Below are 21,457 nucleotides of genomic sequence, written 5' to 3'. Positions count from 1 at the left end.
TAATTGTTATAAATACACTTGAAAATAAATTGCAAAAAGCAGGGCCAAAAGCAGGTATACCCGCTTAAACAAAAAAACCCGGGCTTTCGCCCGGGTTTTAGCAGATGAAATTACATCTGGTAAATTATCATGGTTTGTCCCAGAAAACACGTTGTGTTACATCATCGCCACCCATGCTTGCAACAGCCGCGTTATAGCTTGCTGCATTTGCTGAGCGCTCAATGCTTGGGTATGGCATTCTACGTGCAAAACCACCGGTTGATGCAGGCAGCGGTGTGCCATAAGGGTTAGGCGTTAACGCAGGTAAACCGGTTCTTCTGAAGTTAGCAAAAACTTCGGCGGTGTTACCTAATGATACTACCCAATATTGCGTATTTATCTTAGCAAGGTCAGTATTAAAATCGCCTGTTAAAGCAACAGATGCCTGACGCATGTAAGAGTCATAGTTAAGTGCAGGGATAGCAGCAGCGTTAGGATATGATGCGAAGCGATCCATATTTGACCTAACCGCAGTAGCGTAGTAGCCATCTGTAGTTCCGGTGGCTATCCAGCCTCTTAAACGCGCTTCTGCCAGCAACAACTGTGTTTGCGCATAAGTACAAACAAAAATTGGCGCGGTATTGCTACCAAAGCTGTTGTAGTTTAACTGGCTGTATCTAAAACCTGCACCTGCCTGAGCAGCACCTTTATAATCAGCTTTGGCTGTTATTGTTAAGTTATCATAACCCAGAGGGAAACCAAATTGGTTGGCCAATACAGTATCCTGCGGTGCGCCGCCAATTGTATTTGGATTTTGATAATAAGCCGCAATATACTTACCACGTGGGTCGCGGGTGTTTTTTAACTGGTTAACAAATGAGTCGTACAAATAATAGTTGAAAGGGTTTGTGCCTCTCGGACCAGCATTTAACGGGTTACCATCAGTAGCGTTAAACGGAACGAACGCATCATCTGCTGTTGATGCCATAACTCCCGGGCCACTTAACGCGTCTGCTACAATAGCTTGCGCTTTAGTAGCATCTAACTTAGAGTAACGCATACCCAAACGCAGCATTAAGCTACCTGCAAACCTTTGCCATTTAGGTATTTGTACGGTTGCAACGGTACTGGTAATACTGGTTCCGTAAAGTATATCAGTATTTACAGCAACACCAGTGTTTGTAGCAGAGGCAGTTGTGGTTAAAGCCGCTCTTGCTTCTTTAAGTTCCTTGTACAAGTCGGTATAAATATCGGCTCCCTTGTCGTATTTAGGGGTTAAAATACTTACAGCCGTACCTGTATATGCTTTATTAGCTTCTGTGTATGGCACATCGCCATAGCTATCAACTAATATCATATAGTTCATGGCTCTTAATATCCTTATCATTTGCAACAGGTTGGCTTTGTTAGCGTCTCCCTTAGCCAATTCAAGCGCACGATCTAAAAGTCGCAGAGCGCCGTTGGGCTGGTTAAACATCTGGTTCCACCTGGTGTTGTTGTAGGTCTCGGCACCATTCAGGTTATTAAACTGATAACCGATGGTTGCGCCAGAGTTGTAAGCATTTACAAATTGTTGCGCTACGGTACCCTCAACTTCCCATGATCCGGCACTAACAAAGCGTTCGGCTGAGCTTAATAATATGCTTGGCTCCACGGTTGTAAACGCGTACGGATTTTGATTTTTTTCTACAAAACCTTTATCGCAACTGGCAAGGCCAAAAACCGTAGCCGCTACGCATAAAAATTTAATACTATTTATTCTTTTCATAATGCCCGATTTAGAATTTTACGTTTAAATTAAGACCAAAAGTACGTGTTGTTGGCAGCGCACTTTGCTCATATCCCAGTCTTGTATCGCCGGTAGAAGCCATTGATTCCGGATCAACATCCGGGATAGCTTTGTGCAGTATTGCAACGTTACGGCATGATGCAGATAGGGTTAATCCTTTTATACCTTTAACATTTTTGATCATGTCTGAGAAATCATATGTTAAAGTAATGTTCCTTAGTTTTATAAAGTCGCTGTTAAACACGAACGGATCAGCTATCTGTAAGTTACGATAGTCTGTGTAGAAGGTTTGCGGGATAACACCAACAGCTCTGTCGGCATTGTTTGCACCAGTGCCCTGAATTACAGCAGGGAATTTTACACCACCTTCACGACCAACTAATGATGCTTGTGTTAAACCTTGTCTTAAACCGTTAAGCGCGGTTGAAGAGAATGTTTTACCACCAAATTTATAATCAACATGTACCAATAAGCTTAACCTTTTGTAACGGAATGTGTTTTGCCAACCACCTATCCATTTCGGATCAGCCTGGCCAAAAGTTACTTCGCTTGCAGATCTTAACAATCTACCGTCAGCTCCAACTACTATTTGTCCGGCAGCGTTTCTTAAGTACGTGAATGACTGTAACTGGTTCATAGCCATTCCTGTTTTATACATCAGTTTACCCAAAAACTCGTTACCGTTAGCGTTAAACTCGTTAACCAACTGGTCTGTTGCACCGGCAGCTAATTGTAAAACGCGGCTTTCGTTGTACGATGCGTTCATTGAAGAAACCCATGTGAAGTTTTGAGTTCTGATTGGCGTACCTTCTACTAAGAACTCCAAACCTTTATTTTGCAATTTACCAAGGTTTACAGGAGTTGAGGTAACACCAGAAGCAGCTGAAAGTGGTGCGATCAGGATTTGTTTGTTGGTTGTTTTATCGTAAGCGGCTATATCAAAATTTAAACGGTTGCCCAGTGTTTTGATCTCTAAACCAACTTCTTTCTCGGTTACACCGAAAGGCTCAACCAAAGGATTTGGATTTTGTGCGCCATAGCTTGCAGTATTGTAACTTATGCCGTTTGCCACAAACTGGTTGGCAGCTAAGTTATAATTAAGTACGCCAGAGAAATTGTTTATACCAGATGCGCTACCGGTAGCAGCATAACTGGCTCTTAATTTACCATAGTTTAACCAGCTTACATTAGGTAGCAGCTCAGACCAAACAAAGCTACCACTTACCGATGGGTAATTGTACGCGTTATTTTTGGTTTGAACCAGAGTGCTTGGGAAAGTTAATACCGAGAACCAGTCTACACGATCAGTAACGGTTAAATACAGGAAGTTTTTATATCCAAAATCGGCAATGCCATATAAAGAGTTAACACCAAGATTGTTATAATCATAGTTAACATTTTTCTGAACACCGTTCTCAATGGTATAAACATCTCTGATAACCAAGCCGTTTGCAGTTTGGCTTCTTATGCCACTACCGCGGTCATCACGAATGTTACCACCCACAGTTAACTCAGCGCTAAAATCGCCAAACTTGTGGTTGTTAGTACCCATCAGGAAGTCGTAGTTCATGTTACGCTGTCTTGACATGTTAACGTTGTAGTTACCATTGTAAGCCGGGCCGTTACCATTTTGCAAAAGGTTGGCAGAACCAACACCATGTGGCGTGTTGCCTTCTGTAAGCAGTGTTTGGTGATCCATAGCAACCCTGCCTTGTAAATACAGATATTTATTGAAATCGTATCTGGCTGTAGTTGTTGCAAGGTAACGGTCGCCATTTCTTTTGTTAAACTGGCGTGGGTTAGAAAAGTAAGGGTTTAACAAAGTAGTTTGGAAAGCTGATGTTACACGCTCAGCACCTGTAGCAGGGTCAACCGCGCTATCTCTTAATGCATCAATCGGAATTGACGGGCTCATACGATAGAAGAAGTTGGGAGCACCTGCGCCCTGGAAACCTACCTGCGGTGGATTGTTGTTTATCTCGTTAGCATAGTTCAGGTTAAAGGTAAGGGTTAACTTTTCGCCAACCTTGCTGTTCAAACCAAGGTTAACTATCTTTTTATGATAATCATTAACCGGGGAGATACCTTTAGCATCCTGATTTGAATAAGACATACGATAGCTGGTAGTTGAGTTGCCACCTGATAAAGCTATGGTATTGTTAAACGAAGTACCGGTTCTGTAGTATTCAGTAATACGGTTTGGATGAGCTACGTATGGTCTTAACACACCGTCAAAATACATTGCGTTTTTTGATGGATCGTGTTTAGCACCCCAGGTTTGGCCACCACCGGCTATGGCTTCTGCCACAGTTGTAGGCATTTTGCCACCGCCTAAACCGGTATCCCATAAACCCATACCATATTGAGTTTGGTAACGGTTGTAATCTAATACCTGGTCTGATGCAAAGTTTGAATTAAACTCAACGCCAAATTTGCTGTTTTTAGATCCGCTTTTGGTAGTGATGATGATTGCACCATTTGCTGCTCTTGAACCATATAACGCTGCCGCGGTAGAACCTTTCAACACGTTGAATGACTCGATATCATCCTGGTTGATCTGTTGTAGCGCATCACCCCTGTCTGTAGTGTTGTTAGGGCCAACGGCTTGCTCACCTTGATCCATCGGCAAACCGTTCACAACAATAAGCGGAGAGTTGCTGGTGTTAACGTTGTTACCACCAAAAGCAGCCTGACCACGCAAACGGATACGGGTACTTGAACCCGGACCTGCTGCAGGAGGAGAAATATTCAAACCGGCAACTTTACCTTCTAATGAAGACATAACGTTAGTAGTACGGTTTTGAGTTATTTCGTCAACCTTTACAGTAGTTGCGGCATAACCTAATTTCTTTGCTTCACGTTTAATACCCAAAGCGGTTACAACAACTTCTTGCAGCGCGCCATTGGTAGGTGCTAATGTTACGTTTATTGCTGTACGTGCGCCAACAGTTTGTGTTTGAGTTTCAAAACCTATGTAACTAAACGCCAATATAGAATTGTCGCTGGTTACAGATAAGGTGTAATTACCGTTAGCATCAGTAGTAGTAGCTTTTTGGGTACCTTGCTCTGTTACGGTTACCCCCACAAGGATCTCGCCCTTGTCGTCAACAACTTTACCTGTTACGGTTTTTGCCTGTAATACGTTACCTAAAACGTTTGCGGAGGCACCGCTGTTTTTATTCGTTTTTGGGCTGTCTGCCTGAGCTGCAGATGCACACAAAAGTAATGCGAAAACACTTGTAACAATACGATTGTACGAAGGTGTTCCTCTTCTTTTTTTCATAATTTTGGTTTAAAATCAATGACTTATATTTTTTTGATTGATGCCTTTATCAAAATCTGACCATTTTGGCAGAGGCTTTTTTGTTGCGCCGGAAACGCTAACAATGGGAGATTAATGTACTTTTTTCTTCATATTTTATGGTTTTGGTTACTAATATTTAGGTTATTTAAATTTATTAACTGAGTTACAACATCTAATTTTGTTATAACGCACACCCAACTGCATAATTGTTTATTAAAAAAATATACAATTACCATACACTGCTTTCTGAACGCCCTGATTTGAAAAAATGTATCGGTTATAATCTTTTAAAGGTCGTACAACATCGTATTAATTAAACAGCAACATATTTGCTATTTGTTTAATAGCGTGGCAACTAATAGTTTAAACCGGGGTAATAATTTACAATTGTTTTATAATTGTTACAAAGAATGACAAAATAAAGAAGCAAGTCTACTAAATAAAACCAGCGGTGATTTTTACACAAAAAAACTAGGGATGGCTTTTTTAGCCTACCCTAGTGGGAAAATTCAATTTTATAATATTTTTACCTTTTGACATGTAAAAATTAATTATTGGCAACAAAAACAACAATTAAGCATCAAAATACAATAGATACCTGCCTTATTTTATATTTTGCAACTTAGATATATTGTCAAACTCTACACCTATTTTCTCTATAAGACTTTCAAATACTGCAAAATATTGCATGTAAGTAGCATTGTCATTAGCGTTAGGCAGAAATATTTGATGCATTTTTATCGTATTTGATGCTTCGCGCAGATTTTTGTACATGCCCATTTCGGTTCCGCTTAATAAAAATGCCCCCACGCCTATGGTGTCTCCATGAGTTATTGTACTAACAGGTTTGTTAAAAATATCGGCAATTATCTGGGTACAAAAAGGAATGGAGGCAAAACTGCCGTTAATAGACAAACTATTTATAGCGCGATGGTTTTCAAAGGTTTTGCCAATGCTATACATTTCATAAAGTATACCCTCAATAGTAGCCCTTATAAAGTGCTTCCGTTCGTGCCGTATGTTAATTCCAAAATAACAACCCTTGGCATTAGCGTTCCAAATCGGGGCTCTTTCTCCCAGCAAATACGGAAGAAATAACAAGCCGTTTGATCCTACTGCAACATCAGTAGCCTCCCTTATCAAATTGCCCATGGAGTGATCTATATCGAACGCCTTTTTAAAATCGCCAAAGCGCTTGGTAAACCATTCAAAAATAACACCACCGCTATTAGTTGGCCCGCCACTTACTATGTGCTCTTTGGTAAGCACATAGTTAAATATCTGCTTATTATGATCTTTAATGATGGTGTCGCCAATTATTCTGAATGCACCGCTGTCTTCAATGGTAATGGTGGCCTTCCCTTCCTCCCATACGCCGGCGCCAAGCGTTGCCAAACATCCATCGCTTGATCCCACAATGATCTTTACTTCGGGCTGCAGGCGCAGCGCTTTCTGAAACTCTTTTTTAAGCCTGGCCCCTGAGTAGAACACCGGCACAAGCTCAGGCAGCCGTTGCGCGGTTATACCGGCAAAATCAAGCGCGGTAGCATCCCATTCCAGTTTATGCATATTCATCAGGCCCATTGCCGAAGCAATGCTATAATCTATTATACATGCGCCGGTAAGCTGTTGAATGATGTAACTTTTAACAGGCAGGAATTTGCTGGCCCGTTTAAATTTATCCGGATCATTCCTTCTAAGCCAGGCTATTTTAACCATTGATGACATGGGATGTATCGGCGTGCCGGTTGCTTCATATATTTTACGCCCAAGTTCAGACTCCTTCAGTTCTACAGCCTCTTCCTTTCCGCGGTTATCAGCCCAGGTCATTACGTTGCCCAACGGAACGCCATCTTTATCTACCGTAAGCAAACTGTGCATTGAAGCGCTAAAACATATACAACCCACAACATACTTTTGCGGATAAAGCGTCTCGTTCAATAAATTCTTTAAAACGTAGAGCATGGTTATAAAAACCTGCTCGGGGTCTTGCTCGCTATTGTCAGGCCCTTCATGAAAAGTAGGATAATGCCCTTTTGCGAAGCCGATGATATTGCCCATAAGGTCAAAGGCAAATATCCGCACCGCGTTAGTTCCTAATTCAATGGCTATTATACTGTTCATGGTTGTAGGTTGTTAGTTTGAATATTGTTCTTTCTGAACTCGCTTGGCGTATATCCGGTAAGTTTTTTAAATGTGGTTGAAAAATGCTGCGATGAGTAAAAACCAATAGCAAGGGCAATGTCTGTAACATTTACCTCGTTACGCTTTAATAATTTAATGGCTTCGGTAATACGTAAATTTATAAGATAGTTCAATGGCGAAAAGCCCGAGTAATTTTTAACCTTCTCGGTAAAAGCGGTTGTACCCATCCCGGCGAAAGCTGCCATCTCTTCAACTGTCCACTGCCTTGCCAGGTTTTGACGCAAGGTTTGCTCAAGCCTTAAAAAGGTTGTGGGAAAATCGCGGCGCGAGTGGTTTTGGCGTATCAGCTGCCGGCATATAATAATAAACAGATGATCTAATAATTGCGTAATGCGCGTGCAAAATCCTACCTCCGCGTTCTGAAGTTCGTACTTCAGATCGAAAAACAAAGACTGAGCCTCTTTAATGTTCAGAACCAGTAGATCTTTATTTACCGATAATATCTGTTCAAGCGCGTTTCGTTCCTTTTTACTTAACTGGCTCCAGTCTCCTATCAACTGCCTATGGTTTTGAACATTGAGCTTAACCCACATTAAAGAGCCTATGTTGAGTATGTTGTTTTTTCCGCCAAAATTTTCGCCGGGTAGTATAACCGCTATATCCCCCGGATAAAGTGTATGCTCTGTTGCGCCTATAACCCAGTTGTGTTTACCCTCTAATACATAATAAATACCTATGCAATCCATCGGCCCTACATTAAATGAGTTGAGTTGGATGGTGGTATTCTTTTTATAGGCAAACTCCTTTATATGCGCAAAGTCTGCCAATTCCTTTGAAGTATCTTGTTGAAGTAACAACTGATTCATTCAGATCTAAATAAATTATATAATAATTGGTTTATAAGCCGAGAGGGGGTAAGCGGCTAATAATGTAACAAATATATGCCGCTAAAGTATAAATTTTGTACAAAATTCAACACTGTTTATAAATGGTAGATTGTTTTTTACTGTTTTTTATCCTTTGCAAAAACGTTGTAACACCTAATAAATAAAATAGTTTTATCCTAAAAATTTTACGTAACCTAAAAATATAGGTGTAAAATATTTATGTAGCTTAGGGGCCATAATTATTTAACCAATTATTATATAACCATAATGAAGATAAACCTGAAGATAGTTGCCCTTGCTTTAATACTTGGTGTTGCTGTTAACGCATCAGCTCAAGTTGCTGCGCAGGCTCCTGCTGGCCCCCAGGTTAACCAGGCCGACAGGGATGAGCTTATCTTCCTTACCCCTTCGTGGAAGGGTGAGCGTTTTGCGGACGGACGCCCTAAAGTAGCAGACGATATCATCCAACGTATGAAATCGGTTAGTATTGAAGAAGCATGGGCTACCATGGGCGGTTCAAGATTCAACTATCAATTGGCAGAAGACTGGCCCATTCAAATAAATCCGGACAGCGTACTTTGTGGCCGCGCTTTCACAACCCAATTTGTGCCTTATCGGCCTGATATGTGGAAAGCAATAGATGATAGAGGTAAAAAAGAAGGTCGCCGTGCGCAAAACGTTTGGGGCGTTGAGCAATTGCAAAAAGGCGACGTTTACGTGGCAGATCAGTTTGGCTTGCATAAAAACGGCCCAACTATTGGCGACCGTGTGGCAGCAGATATTTATAAAAGAACCGGAACAGGTATTGTATATAATGGCGCTGTTAGAGACCTTGAAGGGTTAAAAGAAATGGGCGGGTTTACCTCATTCATAGATAGCTATACGCCATCGTACCACAACCCGGGCAGCGACCAAAACACCATGATATTGAGTTTTAACAAACCTACCCGCATACGCCAGGTTACTGTTATGCCGGGCGATGTGGTATTAGGCAAACAAGGTGTAGTTATCTTCATTCCGCCACATCTGGCAGAACAAGTAGTTAAAGCATCTGAAAGAACACGCCTTGAAGACATGTTCGCTCACATCCGCACCGCTGAAGGCAAATATACAGCGGGACAAATGGATGCCGGTTGGCCACCTGCTATCAGAGCTGATTATTTGGCTTGGTTAAAGGCAGCCGCTAAAGACAAAAAAATAAAACTACCTGTTGCAAAAGCTCAGGTTGATGAAATAATTGCAGCTAACGAAGTAGCTAACGTACACTAAATTATAACCAACTTTTTTTTAAATAACTTATTATGTCAACACAACAAAATAGGCGTTCGTTCTTAACTAAAGCCGGCGTAGGCGCCGCTGCTTTAGCTTCAACGCCTTTGATCCAAACTTTCGGCACAGGCCTGGAGGATGCAAAAGAAAGAACCTCAATGATGTCAGCACCGTCTGACCTTAGAATAACTGCAGTTAAAGTAGCTTATTCAAGAGCAGGTGGTATGTTTGTTAAATTAGAAACTAACCAGGGCATTACAGGCTGGGGCGAATCTGTAGATGCCAGCGTTGGCAGCTATTATTTGCTTAAACGTATGGCTGGTAACTTAACCAGAACTGCAAACCCATTACGTCCGAATGTAATTTTCGAACAAATTCGTAAAGGCGGTGTGTTCGGTGGCGCGCAGGGAGGTACTTTTATTGCTACGTTAACGGCTCTTGAATGTGCTTTGTGGGATTTAACCGGTAAAGCCCTTGGTTTACCTATCTGGCAGTTATTGGGTGGTAAATTTCGCGATAAAGTGCGTGTTTACTGCGATACTGAATTCTACGCTGTAGGTGGTAAAACTCCTGAATCTTTTGCTAAAGCAGCACAAGACGTAGTAAACCGTGGTTATACTGCTATTAAATTTGACCTTGATGAGGCCAATGACCCTAACAAATGGGATCGTACTAACTGGACCGCCAGCCAAATGGAGATTGACAGAATGGTTAACTCTATTGCTGCTGCCAGGAAACAAGTAGGCAACAAAATTGATATTTGCTGCGATATGCACGGCCGTTACGATGCGCCTACCGGCCGTAAAGCCGCTAAAGCGTTAGAGCCTTATAACCTGATGTGGTTAGAGGAGCCGATTCCGGCTGATAATCCTGAAATATACAAATCAATAAGCGCCGAAACCAGCACACCTATTTGCTGTGGCGAGAACGTTTACCTTACTTATGGGTTTACACGCTTATTGTCTGAAAACATGGTTGATTACATTATGCCCGACTTGCAGAAATGCGGTGGCTTAGGCGAAGGTCAGCGTATTGCTGCATTGGCTAATGCTTACTACACTCCATTCTCTCCGCACATGGTGGGTACAATGGTTGGTGCTATGGCTTCTGCTCACGTTTGTGCTGCAGTACCTAACTTCCAGATTTTAGAGTGGCAAACAAAAAGCGATACCGACCAAATGTGGAAAGACATGGTTGTGTACGACAAACCATTCATTGAAAAAGGCTTCATGACCGTATCTGACAAACCAGGTATTGGTGTTGACGTTAACGTTGAAGGATTGAAAAAGTATGCTACACAAGGCGTACCTTTCTTTGAATAATAATACCAACACTTTATAGTGTTAAACAATATAAAACACCGGTGTGAGTAAAATCATACCGGTGTTTTTGTTTTTGGGGGCCACGGCATGGCTGCTTAATCTGAATAATACAGCTATATTTAGTTAATCTTATTTAATAATCATGCAGTTTGAATATCTCTTTTCTGAAGCCTTTGATACCTTTAAGGTGTTTGAGAATTTAACAGTTAGTATTGTTGCCGCCAAAACCCCGGAAACGCCAAAAACGCTGTGGCAAATTTTAAATCATTTAATTATCTGGCAAAAAAATCAAATATCACTGCTAACAGGTAATAAACCGGAAACATCTATAACAGAAACAGAAACCTGGATTGAAGCAGAGCAACCGGCAGATCAAAATGAAATAGATAACGCTGTTGCCATTTTCAACACTCAGTTACTTACTATAAAAGCAATACCACCCACCTTATCATCGCATCAGCACGATATAAGCTTTAAATTAAAAACATTACAGGATATGTCTAACCATTTGTCTTTCCATTTAGGTGAGATAGTTTTGATGAGAAGGTTATGTAAAACTTATCCAATGCCCGAAGAAATGAAGCTATTTCTGGCATTACAGTAATATACCTGGCTTGCCTCCTTCAGGTTGATGTACTGATCAATACACCAAAACAGAATTACTTAACACAACTAATAAAAAGGATAGCGTTTTGTTTATCAAACCATTATTTGTATAATTGAGTACCAATTTTAACCTATAATTTATGGACTCTCGCAGAAACTTTCTACAGAAGCTTGGCCTGTCGGCTCTGGCAATAAATCTGGCCCCCGTAACCGGTTGGGCAAAAAACAAACCCGTAATAAGCGATAAACCTTATGACGGACCTGTTTTACGTGTAGCAATGGTAGGCATAGGCACCTATGGTAACATAGTAGCACGCGCTTTACAGGCAAGCACAAAAGCTAAACTGGTAGGTGTTGTTAGTGGTACGCCATCAAAGGTTAAAGACTGGCAAACAAAATACGGTATACCCGATAAGAACGTATACAACTACGACAACTTTGAAGATATAAAGAACAACCCTGACATTGATGCTATATATTTTACTGTACCCAACTTTTTGCATCAACCTTATGTATTAAGAGGCGCAAAAACAGGCAAGTTTATAATAAGCGAAAAACCGCTGGGTAGGAATGCCAAAGAAGCGCAGGAGATAGTTGACGGCTGTAAAAAAGCCGGTGTTAAATTGCTGGTAGGCTACCGCATGCACTTTGAACCTAAAAACCTGGAAATAATTGCCATGCGTAACGCAGGCGATTTTGGTAAGATAAAGTATTTTACCGGCAACGGCGGTTTTAGAATTGGCGACCCAACCCAATGGCGTTTAGACAGAGAAAAAGCCGGCGGTGGCTCTATGATGGATATTGGTATTTACGCTGTTAACGGTGCCCGTTATATGGTAGGCGAAGACCCTATATGGGTTACCGCGCAAGAGCCGCCAAAGAGCGATCCGGTTAAATTTAAAGAAGGTGTAGATGAAACTATTATGTTCCAGATGGGCTTTCCGAGTGGTGCCGTTGCATCTTGCCTTTCTACCTATGCCATGAACAATGTTGACCGCTTTTTACTGATCGGTGAAAGAGGATATGCGGAGTTAAACCCGGCCAACGGTTACGGACCATTAAAAGGCCGAACCAATAAAGGAGATCTGAAAGCAGTATCGCCACCCATGCAGCAAACCATCCAAATGGATGAAATGGCGGGCATATTTTTAGAAGGAAAAAGCCCGATTGTACCCGTTGACGGTGAAGAAGCTGTAAAGGATGCCAAAATAATTGACGCTGTTTACGAAGCAGTTAAAACCGGCAAGAAGATCCCATTGAAGCTGAGTTAATAAACATGTACATGTTTTATGAAAACAGCGATGGGGTTTAACCATCGCTGTTTTTGTTTTTATAAATATTTTTTGTCATTTCGACAGAGCAAGGGTGGGGTTGTGCGCGGGCGCGACGGAGAAATCTTTTCGAACTGAATAATATTTTTTGTCATTTCGATGGAGCAAGGGTGGGGTTGTGCGCGGGCGCGATGGAGAAATCTTTTCGAACTGAATAATATTTTTTGTCATTTCGATGGAGCAGGGGTGGGGCTGTGTGCGGGCGCGACGGAGAAATCTTTTCGAACTGACCGGTTATCCCCGCCGCTTCAAAAGGATTTCTCTTCGCCCCCATCACTTTGTCCTTTGCACTGCTCATCGAAATGACATTTTTGTACTCAACTTTCAGCTTTTAGCTTAAGCCTCGCTCCCATCATCCTGCTAAAAAACTCAGGCGTAACACCTATGTAGGATGCTATATCTTTTTTAGGCAGATCATTAATAAGTGTTGGATAACGTTTACAAAAGTTATTATAGCGCTCCTCGGCCGTTAGACTCAGATTATCCATTAAACGCTGCTGGTAGGCGACCAATGAATTTTCTGTTATTATCCTGAAAAAGCGCTCAAACTTGGGGACCTCATGAAAGAGCAGGTCCTGCTTTATTTTGGATAGCAGTAAAATCTCGCAGCTATCCGATGCTTCAATGTACAAATTGCCGGGGCGCTGACTTATCAGGCTATACATATCAGCTATCCACCACCCAACAGGGGCAAAGTTTAAAACGTGTTCCTGCCCGTGTTCATCAATGGTATAGCCACGCAAACAGCCGCTGTTAACAAAAGCGGAATATTTACAAACTTCGCCCTCCCGCAACAAAAACTGCTTGCGGTTTAATTGTTTAGGATGTAGTAAGCTGACGAAATAAGCTACTTCATCGTCGGTAAGCTGGATGTGCCTGCCAATGCTTTTTAAAATGATATCGGTTAACATGCTGTGAATGCCGGGTTGACAAGCCAAGATAGTAAAATTGTATTTGGTGAGTGGTGATTAGAATAGTTAATCAGACAAATTAAAACCTAAGGCCGCAAATGGCTCCCCAACCATGAAACCACCTTACGAAACAAAAAAGTGGGACAAAATTTCTCACTTTTACATCATTCTAATTATCAGTCGTTTAACCAATTTTTACAGCTAATTTTCCTGACTTATAAGTTGTCTCACTTTGTCCCAACTCAAAACTCCAAACCACTTACTTCCAACTGTTTACTCAAAAAACTGTCCCACCTTGTCTCAACTTGTCCCACACCCAAGCGAGACAAGTTCACCTGTTAAACACCACGCTGTCAGCCAGCGCTATCTCATCCGGCGATATGCTGTGCGGCTTACCGGGATACACTTTTAAGGTAACATCAGCGCCCAAACCTTTCAATATCATAACCGATTCCTCTACCCTTTTAAGCGGCACGTGCGGATCATGGTCGCCCGTAGTGATCAATATGGGTGTACCGTTAAAATCACCTTTATAACGTTCGGTTATTAACTCCTGCCCTATTAATCCACCGGTAAAGGCAACCGCGCCGCCATAACGCCCGGCATTTCTGCCAATATACTCCAATGTTAAACAGGCCCCCTGCGAAAAGCCAAGGAAGTATATTTTGTCAGCCGCCACGCCGTCCGCTTCAATTTGCTTAACCAAATGATCAACCGCCTCAATTGCCGAATCCAATGCCGGCTGATTCTGCGCTTCGGGCGCCATAAAGCTGTATGGGTACCAGCTGTTGTTGGTAGCCTCCGGCGCATAAATGGAGGCATCCTGTAAATTAAATAACTTTGCCAGCCTTATGATATCGGCAGCACCGCCGCCCCTGCCATGCAGCATAACAAGGGCGGTTTTGGCTTGCTGCACCGGCGTACCGGCGCTTATGTAATTATTATCGTGTGTGTACATCTCAATCTAATTTTGGCAATACGGCTTCTATCTCATCACGACGGTTCTCATACTGAGCAGGCAACTTTAAATGACTGCCCAACTCGGCAACAGGCTCATCAACATCAAAGCCCGGGTTATCGGTAGCAATTTCAAACAATACTCCACCCGGTTCGCGAAAGTAGAGTGAATAAAAGTAATTGCGATCTATCTTCTCTGTAATGTGCAGGCCCAAAGCCACTATCTTGTCTCTAAACTGCATCAACACCTCCTCATTCTCCACCCTGAAAGCTACGTGGTGCACGCTACCCCCTGCAACATGGCCTGCCACTTCGCCTGCCACCTCCACCAGGTCCACAATATTAGCAGTGTCTGTGGCATCTGTAATAAAGCGGTAGCGGTTAACATTTTGTTCAAGCAAACGGTAACCAAAAACCTGGGTTAAAATGTCGGCAGTAGGCTGCATTTTGTTGGTGGTGATGGTAATGTTGTAAAACCCCTTTAAAGCGTGTTCAGCTTTGATCTCGCCGGTTTCCCAACCTTTCCTATCATCGTTAGCTTTGGCTTCTATCAGTTCCAATTTTAAACCATCGGGGTCTAAAAAGGTAAGGTATTTATCACCAAATTTTTCGGCCACTTTGTTGTAGATCACATTGTGGGCTTCAAAGCGCTGCTGCCAGAAATCAAGGCTTCCGGCGGGTACTGCGTAACCAATCTCGGTTGCCTGCCTTGCGCCCCGCCTGCCCTGCATTATATTAGCCCAGGGGAAAAAAGTTAATATGGTGCCGGGGGTGCCGTACTCATCGCCATAGTAAAAGTGGTAGGTTTCGGGGTCGTCAAAGTTTACGGTTCTTTTAACCATGCGTAAACCTAAAACTTTGGTGTAGAAATCAAAATTGCGTTTGGCATTGCCTGCTATTGCTGTTATATGGTGAATGCCGTTTATTGTATTTTTCATTGTGTGTTTATTTTATTTGTGAGTGATATTTAATTATTACACTACAAATGTACCCCGCATTTTAAGGCCCGCACTTGATGTAGATCAAGAAATGAAAACACAGCTAATTTTAATATATTTGCCCCTGATTGCTCCCGTAGTTCAACGGATAGAATTATGGTTTCCGGTACCATCGATATGAGTTCGAATCTCGTCGGGAGCACTTTAAAAAAAAGCCGCGTTTCGCGGCTTTTTTTATTTCTGCAAACCTAATACGTCTTCCTATGTTCATATTAAAAAAACAGAAACGATATGAACATTATAAAATTAGCCTTAGTAGGCGCGGCAGTAGTATACGGTGTTAACTATCTTACTAAAAAACGTGAAGACGGCACCAGCATTTTAGACGATCTTACAGATAACGGCCCTGATTGGTTGAATGACGCCAAGCAGTTTGCTACGCAAACCGTAGATAATTTAAAGCAAAACTTTAACGATAAGCAGTCATAATGAATAATTTCTTCAGAGGTATTATAGCTGCCTGGGGCGCTAAAAAGTTGGGAGGCGGATGCCTCTCAACTATAGTAATATTTATTATAATTTACACCCTGCTGGGTAAATGTGGTAATGAGTCAAGAGCGGCAGAAACAAATAGTACTGCAGCTAAAACTACGGTTGCTATTTGTAACCCGAAATAATTTATCATAACCGACCCGCCATTTTCAAAGGCGGGTTTTTTATTTCTTGAATTCTATTTTATAGCCTGTTACCAGTCCCTGCGGCATATTGGCCGGTTTGTTAATTATCAGGGCATCATCTGTTTGTGTCCACTTTAACTTTTCCTTGCTGCCTAACATTACAACTGCAGCAATCTTTTTATTAAGCAAAGCTGATTTTTTGCCAAGCGAGTTGATCTTGATATCTCCATCCGGCACATTCATGTTATACGCATAAAGGTTGCCGTTTTTTGTAGTGAAGCGAAAGTCGGCAGAGCCATATCCGCCCGAGTCGCTTAAACCACCAAACTGCCCCTTGCGCTGGTTGGCTTTAATGGTAGACGGGCCTTCACCATAGATCTTCCAGGGCCGCGAGGCGTAAATGCCCTCGCCGTTGGCGGCGGTCCAGGTTGCTATTTTGTCTAGTATAGCCAGCACATCCGGTTCCAGATCGCCCTCGGGCGTTTGCACCACATTGATCAGCAGGTTCCCGTTTTTACTAACAACATCCAGCAACAACTGAGCTATCTCATCAGCAGTTTTATATTTCTGTCCGGTGCGGTAATACCAATCGCCTATTGATGTATCTGTTTGCCATGGGTACACACTAATTGAATCAAGCACGCCACGCTCTACGTCCTGTGCCCATTTGCCTTCAGACGGTTCCTTGGGTGTATATACCGCTTCCAGTTTACCGTTCCTTGCTACATTGTCGTTATAAAAATGAGCAACCATAGCCCGGCCCACATCACCAAACGGAAGCGGACTATCAGAATAAATAAGATCAGGGTGATAGTTGTCTATCAATTCGCTTACATCACTTAACCATTCTTTTTTCCAACCCGCGTTATCGGTTATCCACTTTTTCATATCAGTTGAGTCAGGATTCGCCTGGTGATAAAGCTCAGCATATTTCGGATCGCGCCCGTCATAAGGCACACCTGCGTTGGGTCCCTTTTTATCTGCACCGTGACTTGGTTGAAACCAGTTAAAACTAGCTGCCAGGTGCTCGGATACGCCAAACCGCATTCCGTATTTTTTTGACGCTTTTTGCCAAAGGCCAACCACATCTTTATGCGGCCCCATATTAACGGAATTCCACTTGTGTATTTTTGAGTTCCAAAGGAAGAAATTATCATGATGAGAGCCCATAGTAACAAAATACTTAGCTCCGGCTTTTTTATATAAAGCCATTAGCTTGTCTGCATCCCAGCGCTCCGCGGTCCACAACGGTATAATGTCTTTATAACCAAATTTCGATGGCGCACCATAGTGCTCAACATGGTAGGTATTTTGTCTGCTTCCTTCAACATACATGTTTTTGGCATACCAATCGCCCTGGCGCGGAACCGCCTGCGGCCCCCAATGCGCCCATATACCAAATTTAGCGTCTCTGAACCACGCCGGATATTGATATTGCTTAAGCGATTCATCGGTAGCTTGAAATTGCTTTACAGGTTTTTGCTGAGCATTTGCATTAAGCATGAACGAAAGCAATGCAAGGCTTACTGATAGTAACTTTTTCATAAAGTTTATATACTGTTTAATTGATAAGAAGCAGGTTCATCTTCTGATGAAACCTCTTTTCTATTACCTAATAAAGGTAGATAATAACCTTTATGAATAACAAAGAAAAGATGCTTTATTCTCTATCAAGTCCGGCTATAATGCAACAACATTACGCCCGAATCAAACTGTTGCATATTACTAAGCCGCATGTTGGTAATATCCTTAGCTTTTCTAAATAGCGGCTTACCGGTTCCAAGTATTACCGGGTGTATCCACAAAATGTATTCGTCTATTAAGCCCAGTCGCATAAGGCCACCGGTTAGCTTACTGCTGCCATAAATTATAATATCATCACCCTCCAGCTTTTTTAACTTATATATCTGGCTACCCAAATTACCGCTTACCTGTAGTGAATTTTCCCAGGTCAGATCTTTTAGCGTACGCGAAAAAACCACCTTTTGCCTGCTGTTCATCAAATCAGCAAATGCCAGGTCCTCGCGTGGAAAGCTAAGATCAGACCTTATTGCCGACCAATAAGCTGCCATGGCATTATAAGTTACCCGCCCTAATAGTATGGTGCCGGCACGGCTTAATTGCCTGGTTTGCGCCTCGGCCATTTCGGGGGTCCACCGGGTAAAGTGCCAGTCCAACTCACAGTCGGGCCCCGCCATAAATCCATCCAGCGTTACATTAACCGATATTATCAATTTCCGCATACCTACCGTTTGTTATACGGCAGATGCCCTAAGTTTTTTCTGATAAAAGAAATAAGCTAACGCGCCTAAGGTTAACGGCACAAGCATTACATACCATGGGCCATCGGGATTTGGCGCCATGGCTATTGAATACGTCGCGCCTATCAGGTCAAACATTAAACCGGCATACGCCCACTCTTTTATACGCGGAAAGCCCGGTACCAAAATGGCTATAACGCCAATAGCTTTAGCCGTTCCTATAAAAGGTATAAAGTAAACCGGATAACCCAGCCCATCATGCATACCTTTAACAGCCAGTGGCATCACCAGGATATCAGGAATGGCCGACCCAAGCATTACAAATGCAAACAGGATGGTGAACACCCAGTATAAAATTTTAATGGTTTTTGGTTTCATCGCTTTAAGTTTTAATTGTTACGATACAAAAGTAGCCAGCATATTAGCAGGCCAGTAATGTGCAAATGCGACTTATTAAGGATGCGATTACGACTTTATGCCCCCAACGTGCTGTAATTGTGCCAACTTATTTATTAAATTTGGTATACCAACAGCAAAAAACCTGTATGAAACACGTATCTATCTTAGTGCCCTATGAGGCTGTTCCGGCAGCGATTGTTGATCCTCGTTATATGTTTACGGCAGTTAACCATTTTCTTAAAGAAATGGGGCGCGAACCTGCCTTTAGTGTGCAATTAGTTGGCTTTGATAAGCATGTACCGTTAAACGACGGGGTATTTTCTGTAAATACAGATGTGCTTTGTAAGGATGTTTCAAAAACGGATATTGTTATTATCCCGGCCCTGTCGGGCAATATGCGGGCCGCTGTTGAAATGAATAAAGATTTTATACCGTGGATAGTTAAGCAGCAAAAAAATGGCGCAGAAGTAGTTTCATTATGCCTGGGGGCTTTTCTGCTGGCAGCTACCGGCCTTTTAAAAGGCAAGGAATGCTCAACTCACTGGCTCTTCGCTAACGAGTTTAGAGAGATGTATCCGGATGTAACACTTACCGACGGAAGTATTATTACAGAAGTGGATGGATTATACTCAAGCGGCGGCGCGGCATCTTACTGGAACCTGCTGCTACATCTGATTGAAAAATATGCAGGGCGCGAAATGTCAATCCGCGCCAGCAAATTCTTCGCCATAGAGATTGACCGTAAAAGTCAATCGCCGTTTATTATGTTTAATGGCCAAAAGAAGCACGAGGACGAACCGATAAAAAAAGCGCAGGAGTTTATTGAGCAAAACATCACAGAAAAAATATCGGTTGATGAGCTGGCGTCCCGCTTTGCTATCGGCACAAGGCACTTTGCGCGCCGGTTTAAAAAAGCAACTAACAACACCCCGGCCGAGTACATTCAGCGCGTAAAAATAGAAGCTGCTAAAAAAGAGCTGGAAAACACCCGGAAGAATGTGAACGAAGTAATGTATGATATTGGCTATCTGGACATTAAAACCTTCAGAACAGTTTTTAAAAAGATAACAGGGCTCTCTCCTATTGACTACAAGCACAAATACAACCGGGGCGCGGCCTGACAATTTTTACCCTTAAATAATCTCACTAAAAAGGCATATAACAAAAAAAAGTCGCCCTCTATATGAGGGCGACTTTTTTATATTAATAATTATTCCCGATTACTTTACAGCACCTGGTTTATCATAAGCTAATACTTGTGGGTTGTATGAAGCCCAACCAGCAGACCAGTCGCTTGTACCAAATGCACCTCTGAAAGTACCTGTTTTATCAAAGAAAGCATCTGTAACTTTAGCATTAGTGTATGCCGCGCCTGTTAAAGCAGGTGATGCTGCAATCTGAGTAAAGTTAGGTGTACCAGCCCTTGTTCCACCAGCTATGTCAGCTGAAAATTTGTAAGGATCAGTATATACCGCGTTTGCGTAAAGCGCGTCGTTCAATAAGTTGGTTGAAGCGTTTATTAAGGTAGTAATACTTCCAAGCGCTGTAGCATTTGAAGCCTTTATGTTATTTGAACCTGTACCGTAAATAATGTTGTTAGCAAATACTGATGAACCTGAAAGCAAGTTATTTGAAGAGTTTGCAGTACCGGTTGTTGGCAAAGCGTCATCATAAAATACACCTTGAACATAACCTGCAAATACAGAGTTCAATATGCTTATAGATGAGTTACGACGAATCTGTGCAGCGTGCTGGAAGTTAGCATTGATGCTTACACCTGATGGCTGTGGATTAGCTTCACGTGGGCCTAAGATGGTCATGTTTGAAAACACAGCGCTGGTTTGAGGAGTTTTTGCGTCACCTGCGCCGTTGTTGTCAGACTCGAAACCGTTAGAACCTGATGCGTCAGCAGTGGCAGCTAAACGTTGAGCTAAACCAAACTGAACTTTACCAGAGAAGCCAAAGTCTGTATCAAAATCGTCATCAAAAGTATCAATGGCTAATAAGTGTTTACAGTTTACAGTACCACCAAACCATTCGTAAGCGTCATCGCCAGAGCGGTAAACTTCAATGTAATCAATTGTAGTACCTGCACCAACGCTACCAAAAGTTAAACCGTTGATCTCGTTATCAGGGCTAAGCGCAATACCGGCATACTCAATACGAACGTATTTCATAGTACCTGAGTTGTCATTTGCATCAGTACCGCCGTATTTACCTTTATCGGTAGCATCAGATATACCTTCAATTGCAACGCTTTCGCCTTGGTTGTTTGGAGCTTTACCTAAAAGGATAACACCACCCCAATCGCCTTGTGAACGGCCGCCTGCTGCAACATTTGATGTAAATACAATTGGTTTATCAACTGTACCTACAGCATTAATTTTAGCGCCGCGGGTTATTATCAAAGCACCTTTTGTTGATTTATCGCCTTTAATAAGCGTTCCGGCCTCAATAGTTAATGTAGCATTGCTGGTTACAAAAACGTTACCCTTTAAAAAGTAGATCTTGTCTGCAGACCATGTTGTATTTGTCGTTATGTCTGCAGATACAGTTACTACGTTTTCCGCCGCCGGCGGGTTTATAATGTCGTCGTCAATTGTTTTTGAACAGCTTGATACAAGCATGCCTAAACCCACAACCGTTAATAATAGAATGTTTTTCATTTTTGTTGCTTTAATG

Annotated in this window: 18 protein-coding genes and 1 tRNA gene; 8 read left to right on the top strand and 11 right to left on the bottom strand. The window is 42.2% G+C overall.

All coding sequences use genetic code 11. From position 1 onward, the window contains the following. Positions 1 to 127 precede the first annotated feature (127 nt). The 4 genes from ACFQZS_RS14495 to ACFQZS_RS14480 all read right to left on the bottom strand — a co-directional run bounded on the left by ACFQZS_RS14495 (position 128) and on the right by ACFQZS_RS14480 (position 8,083). Positions 128 to 1,747, bottom strand: coding sequence for a SusD/RagB family nutrient-binding outer membrane lipoprotein (locus ACFQZS_RS14495; protein WP_377101426.1), 1,620 nt, complete (start codon positions 1,745 to 1,747; stop codon positions 128 to 130). Between the two features lie 10 nt (positions 1,748 to 1,757). Further along, positions 1,758 to 5,051 (bottom strand): SusC/RagA family TonB-linked outer membrane protein, encoded by a 3,294-nt coding sequence (locus tag ACFQZS_RS14490; RefSeq protein ID WP_377101424.1) that lies wholly within the window; start codon positions 5,049 to 5,051, stop codon positions 1,758 to 1,760. A gap of 624 nt (positions 5,052 to 5,675) precedes the next feature. Then, positions 5,676 to 7,196 (bottom strand): gluconokinase, encoded by a 1,521-nt coding sequence (locus tag ACFQZS_RS14485; protein ID WP_377101422.1) that lies wholly within the window; start codon positions 7,194 to 7,196, stop codon positions 5,676 to 5,678. After that, complete coding sequence (locus ACFQZS_RS14480) at positions 7,193 to 8,083, bottom strand: AraC family transcriptional regulator (protein WP_377101420.1); 891 nt, start codon at positions 8,081 to 8,083, stop codon at positions 7,193 to 7,195. The genes ACFQZS_RS14485 and ACFQZS_RS14480 overlap by 4 nt, the downstream gene beginning before the upstream one ends. 288 nt (positions 8,084 to 8,371) lie before the next feature. On the opposite strand from ACFQZS_RS14480, the gene ACFQZS_RS14475 reads away from it, so the two are divergent. The 4 genes from ACFQZS_RS14475 to ACFQZS_RS14460 all read left to right on the top strand — a co-directional run bounded on the left by ACFQZS_RS14475 (position 8,372) and on the right by ACFQZS_RS14460 (position 12,572). Beyond that, positions 8,372 to 9,373 (top strand): RraA family protein, encoded by a 1,002-nt coding sequence (locus ACFQZS_RS14475; RefSeq protein WP_377101419.1) that lies wholly within the window; start codon positions 8,372 to 8,374, stop codon positions 9,371 to 9,373. A 32-nt stretch (positions 9,374 to 9,405) separates the two neighbouring features. Then, entirely contained in the window at positions 9,406 to 10,695 is a 1,290-nt protein-coding gene (locus ACFQZS_RS14470) for a mandelate racemase/muconate lactonizing enzyme family protein (RefSeq protein ID WP_377101417.1), read from the top strand. A 142-nt stretch (positions 10,696 to 10,837) separates the two neighbouring features. Further along, entirely contained in the window at positions 10,838 to 11,299 is a 462-nt protein-coding gene (locus tag ACFQZS_RS14465) for a hypothetical protein (protein ID WP_377101415.1), read from the top strand. Positions 11,300 to 11,441: 142 nt separating this feature from the next. Beyond that, complete coding sequence (locus ACFQZS_RS14460) at positions 11,442 to 12,572, top strand: Gfo/Idh/MocA family protein (protein ID WP_377101413.1); 1,131 nt, start codon at positions 11,442 to 11,444, stop codon at positions 12,570 to 12,572. Positions 12,573 to 12,949: 377 nt separating this feature from the next. Here ACFQZS_RS14460 and ACFQZS_RS14455 read toward each other — a convergent pair whose 3' ends face one another. From ACFQZS_RS14455 to ACFQZS_RS14445, 3 genes are all read right to left on the bottom strand, one after another. Then, the gene (locus ACFQZS_RS14455) at positions 12,950 to 13,543 is read right to left on the bottom strand and encodes a Crp/Fnr family transcriptional regulator (protein WP_377101411.1); all 594 of its coding nucleotides are present in this window, start codon (positions 13,541 to 13,543) and stop codon (positions 12,950 to 12,952) included. Between the two features lie 331 nt (positions 13,544 to 13,874). Next, positions 13,875 to 14,501: an alpha/beta hydrolase gene (locus ACFQZS_RS14450; RefSeq protein ID WP_377101409.1), complete on the bottom strand. Its 627-nt coding sequence runs from the start codon at positions 14,499 to 14,501 to the stop codon at positions 13,875 to 13,877. 1 nt (position 14,502) lies between these two features. Beyond that, positions 14,503 to 15,438 (bottom strand): ring-cleaving dioxygenase, encoded by a 936-nt coding sequence (locus ACFQZS_RS14445; protein ID WP_377101407.1) that lies wholly within the window; start codon positions 15,436 to 15,438, stop codon positions 14,503 to 14,505. A 130-nt stretch (positions 15,439 to 15,568) separates the two neighbouring features. Here ACFQZS_RS14445 and ACFQZS_RS14440 point away from each other — a divergent pair. From ACFQZS_RS14440 to ACFQZS_RS14430, 3 genes are all read left to right on the top strand, one after another. Then, a tRNA-Arg gene (locus tag ACFQZS_RS14440) sits at positions 15,569 to 15,640 on the top strand. 89 nt (positions 15,641 to 15,729) lie between these two features. After that, positions 15,730 to 15,927 carry a YtxH domain-containing protein gene (locus ACFQZS_RS14435; protein ID WP_377101406.1) on the top strand — a complete coding sequence of 66 codons (198 nt, stop codon included), beginning with the start codon at positions 15,730 to 15,732 and terminating at the stop codon, positions 15,925 to 15,927. Further along, entirely contained in the window at positions 15,927 to 16,115 is a 189-nt protein-coding gene (locus ACFQZS_RS14430) for a hypothetical protein (RefSeq protein ID WP_377101404.1), read from the top strand. The genes ACFQZS_RS14435 and ACFQZS_RS14430 overlap by 1 nt, the downstream gene beginning before the upstream one ends. 39 nt (positions 16,116 to 16,154) lie before the next feature. Here the strand turns inward: ACFQZS_RS14430 and ACFQZS_RS14425 are convergent, their stop codons facing one another. The 3 genes from ACFQZS_RS14425 to ACFQZS_RS14415 all read right to left on the bottom strand — a co-directional run bounded on the left by ACFQZS_RS14425 (position 16,155) and on the right by ACFQZS_RS14415 (position 18,754). Continuing rightward, entirely contained in the window at positions 16,155 to 17,660 is a 1,506-nt protein-coding gene (locus ACFQZS_RS14425) for an alpha-L-fucosidase (protein ID WP_377101402.1), read from the bottom strand. A 125-nt stretch (positions 17,661 to 17,785) separates the two neighbouring features. Further along, positions 17,786 to 18,358 carry a dihydrofolate reductase family protein gene (locus tag ACFQZS_RS14420; RefSeq protein WP_377101400.1) on the bottom strand — a complete coding sequence of 191 codons (573 nt, stop codon included), beginning with the start codon at positions 18,356 to 18,358 and terminating at the stop codon, positions 17,786 to 17,788. 12 nt (positions 18,359 to 18,370) lie between these two features. Continuing rightward, on the bottom strand, positions 18,371 to 18,754 hold the full coding sequence (locus tag ACFQZS_RS14415) for a DoxX family protein (RefSeq protein ID WP_377101399.1): 384 nt from the start codon (positions 18,752 to 18,754) through the stop codon (positions 18,371 to 18,373). 167 nt (positions 18,755 to 18,921) lie between these two features. On the opposite strand from ACFQZS_RS14415, the gene ACFQZS_RS14410 reads away from it, so the two are divergent. After that, positions 18,922 to 19,896, top strand: coding sequence for a GlxA family transcriptional regulator (locus ACFQZS_RS14410; RefSeq protein ID WP_377101397.1), 975 nt, complete (start codon positions 18,922 to 18,924; stop codon positions 19,894 to 19,896). Between the two features lie 99 nt (positions 19,897 to 19,995). On the opposite strand, the gene ACFQZS_RS14405 is transcribed toward ACFQZS_RS14410, so the two are convergent. Further along, the gene (locus ACFQZS_RS14405; protein WP_377101395.1) at positions 19,996 to 21,441 is read right to left on the bottom strand and encodes a hypothetical protein; all 1,446 of its coding nucleotides are present in this window, start codon (positions 21,439 to 21,441) and stop codon (positions 19,996 to 19,998) included. Positions 21,442 to 21,457 lie beyond the last annotated feature (16 nt).

The sequence above is a fragment of the Mucilaginibacter calamicampi genome (genome assembly GCF_042676765.1).
Lineage (GTDB): Bacteria > Bacteroidota > Bacteroidia > Sphingobacteriales > Sphingobacteriaceae > Mucilaginibacter > Mucilaginibacter calamicampi.
The sequence above is the reverse complement of the archived record's forward strand: the minus strand, read 5'-3'. Positions and strand labels throughout refer to the sequence as shown.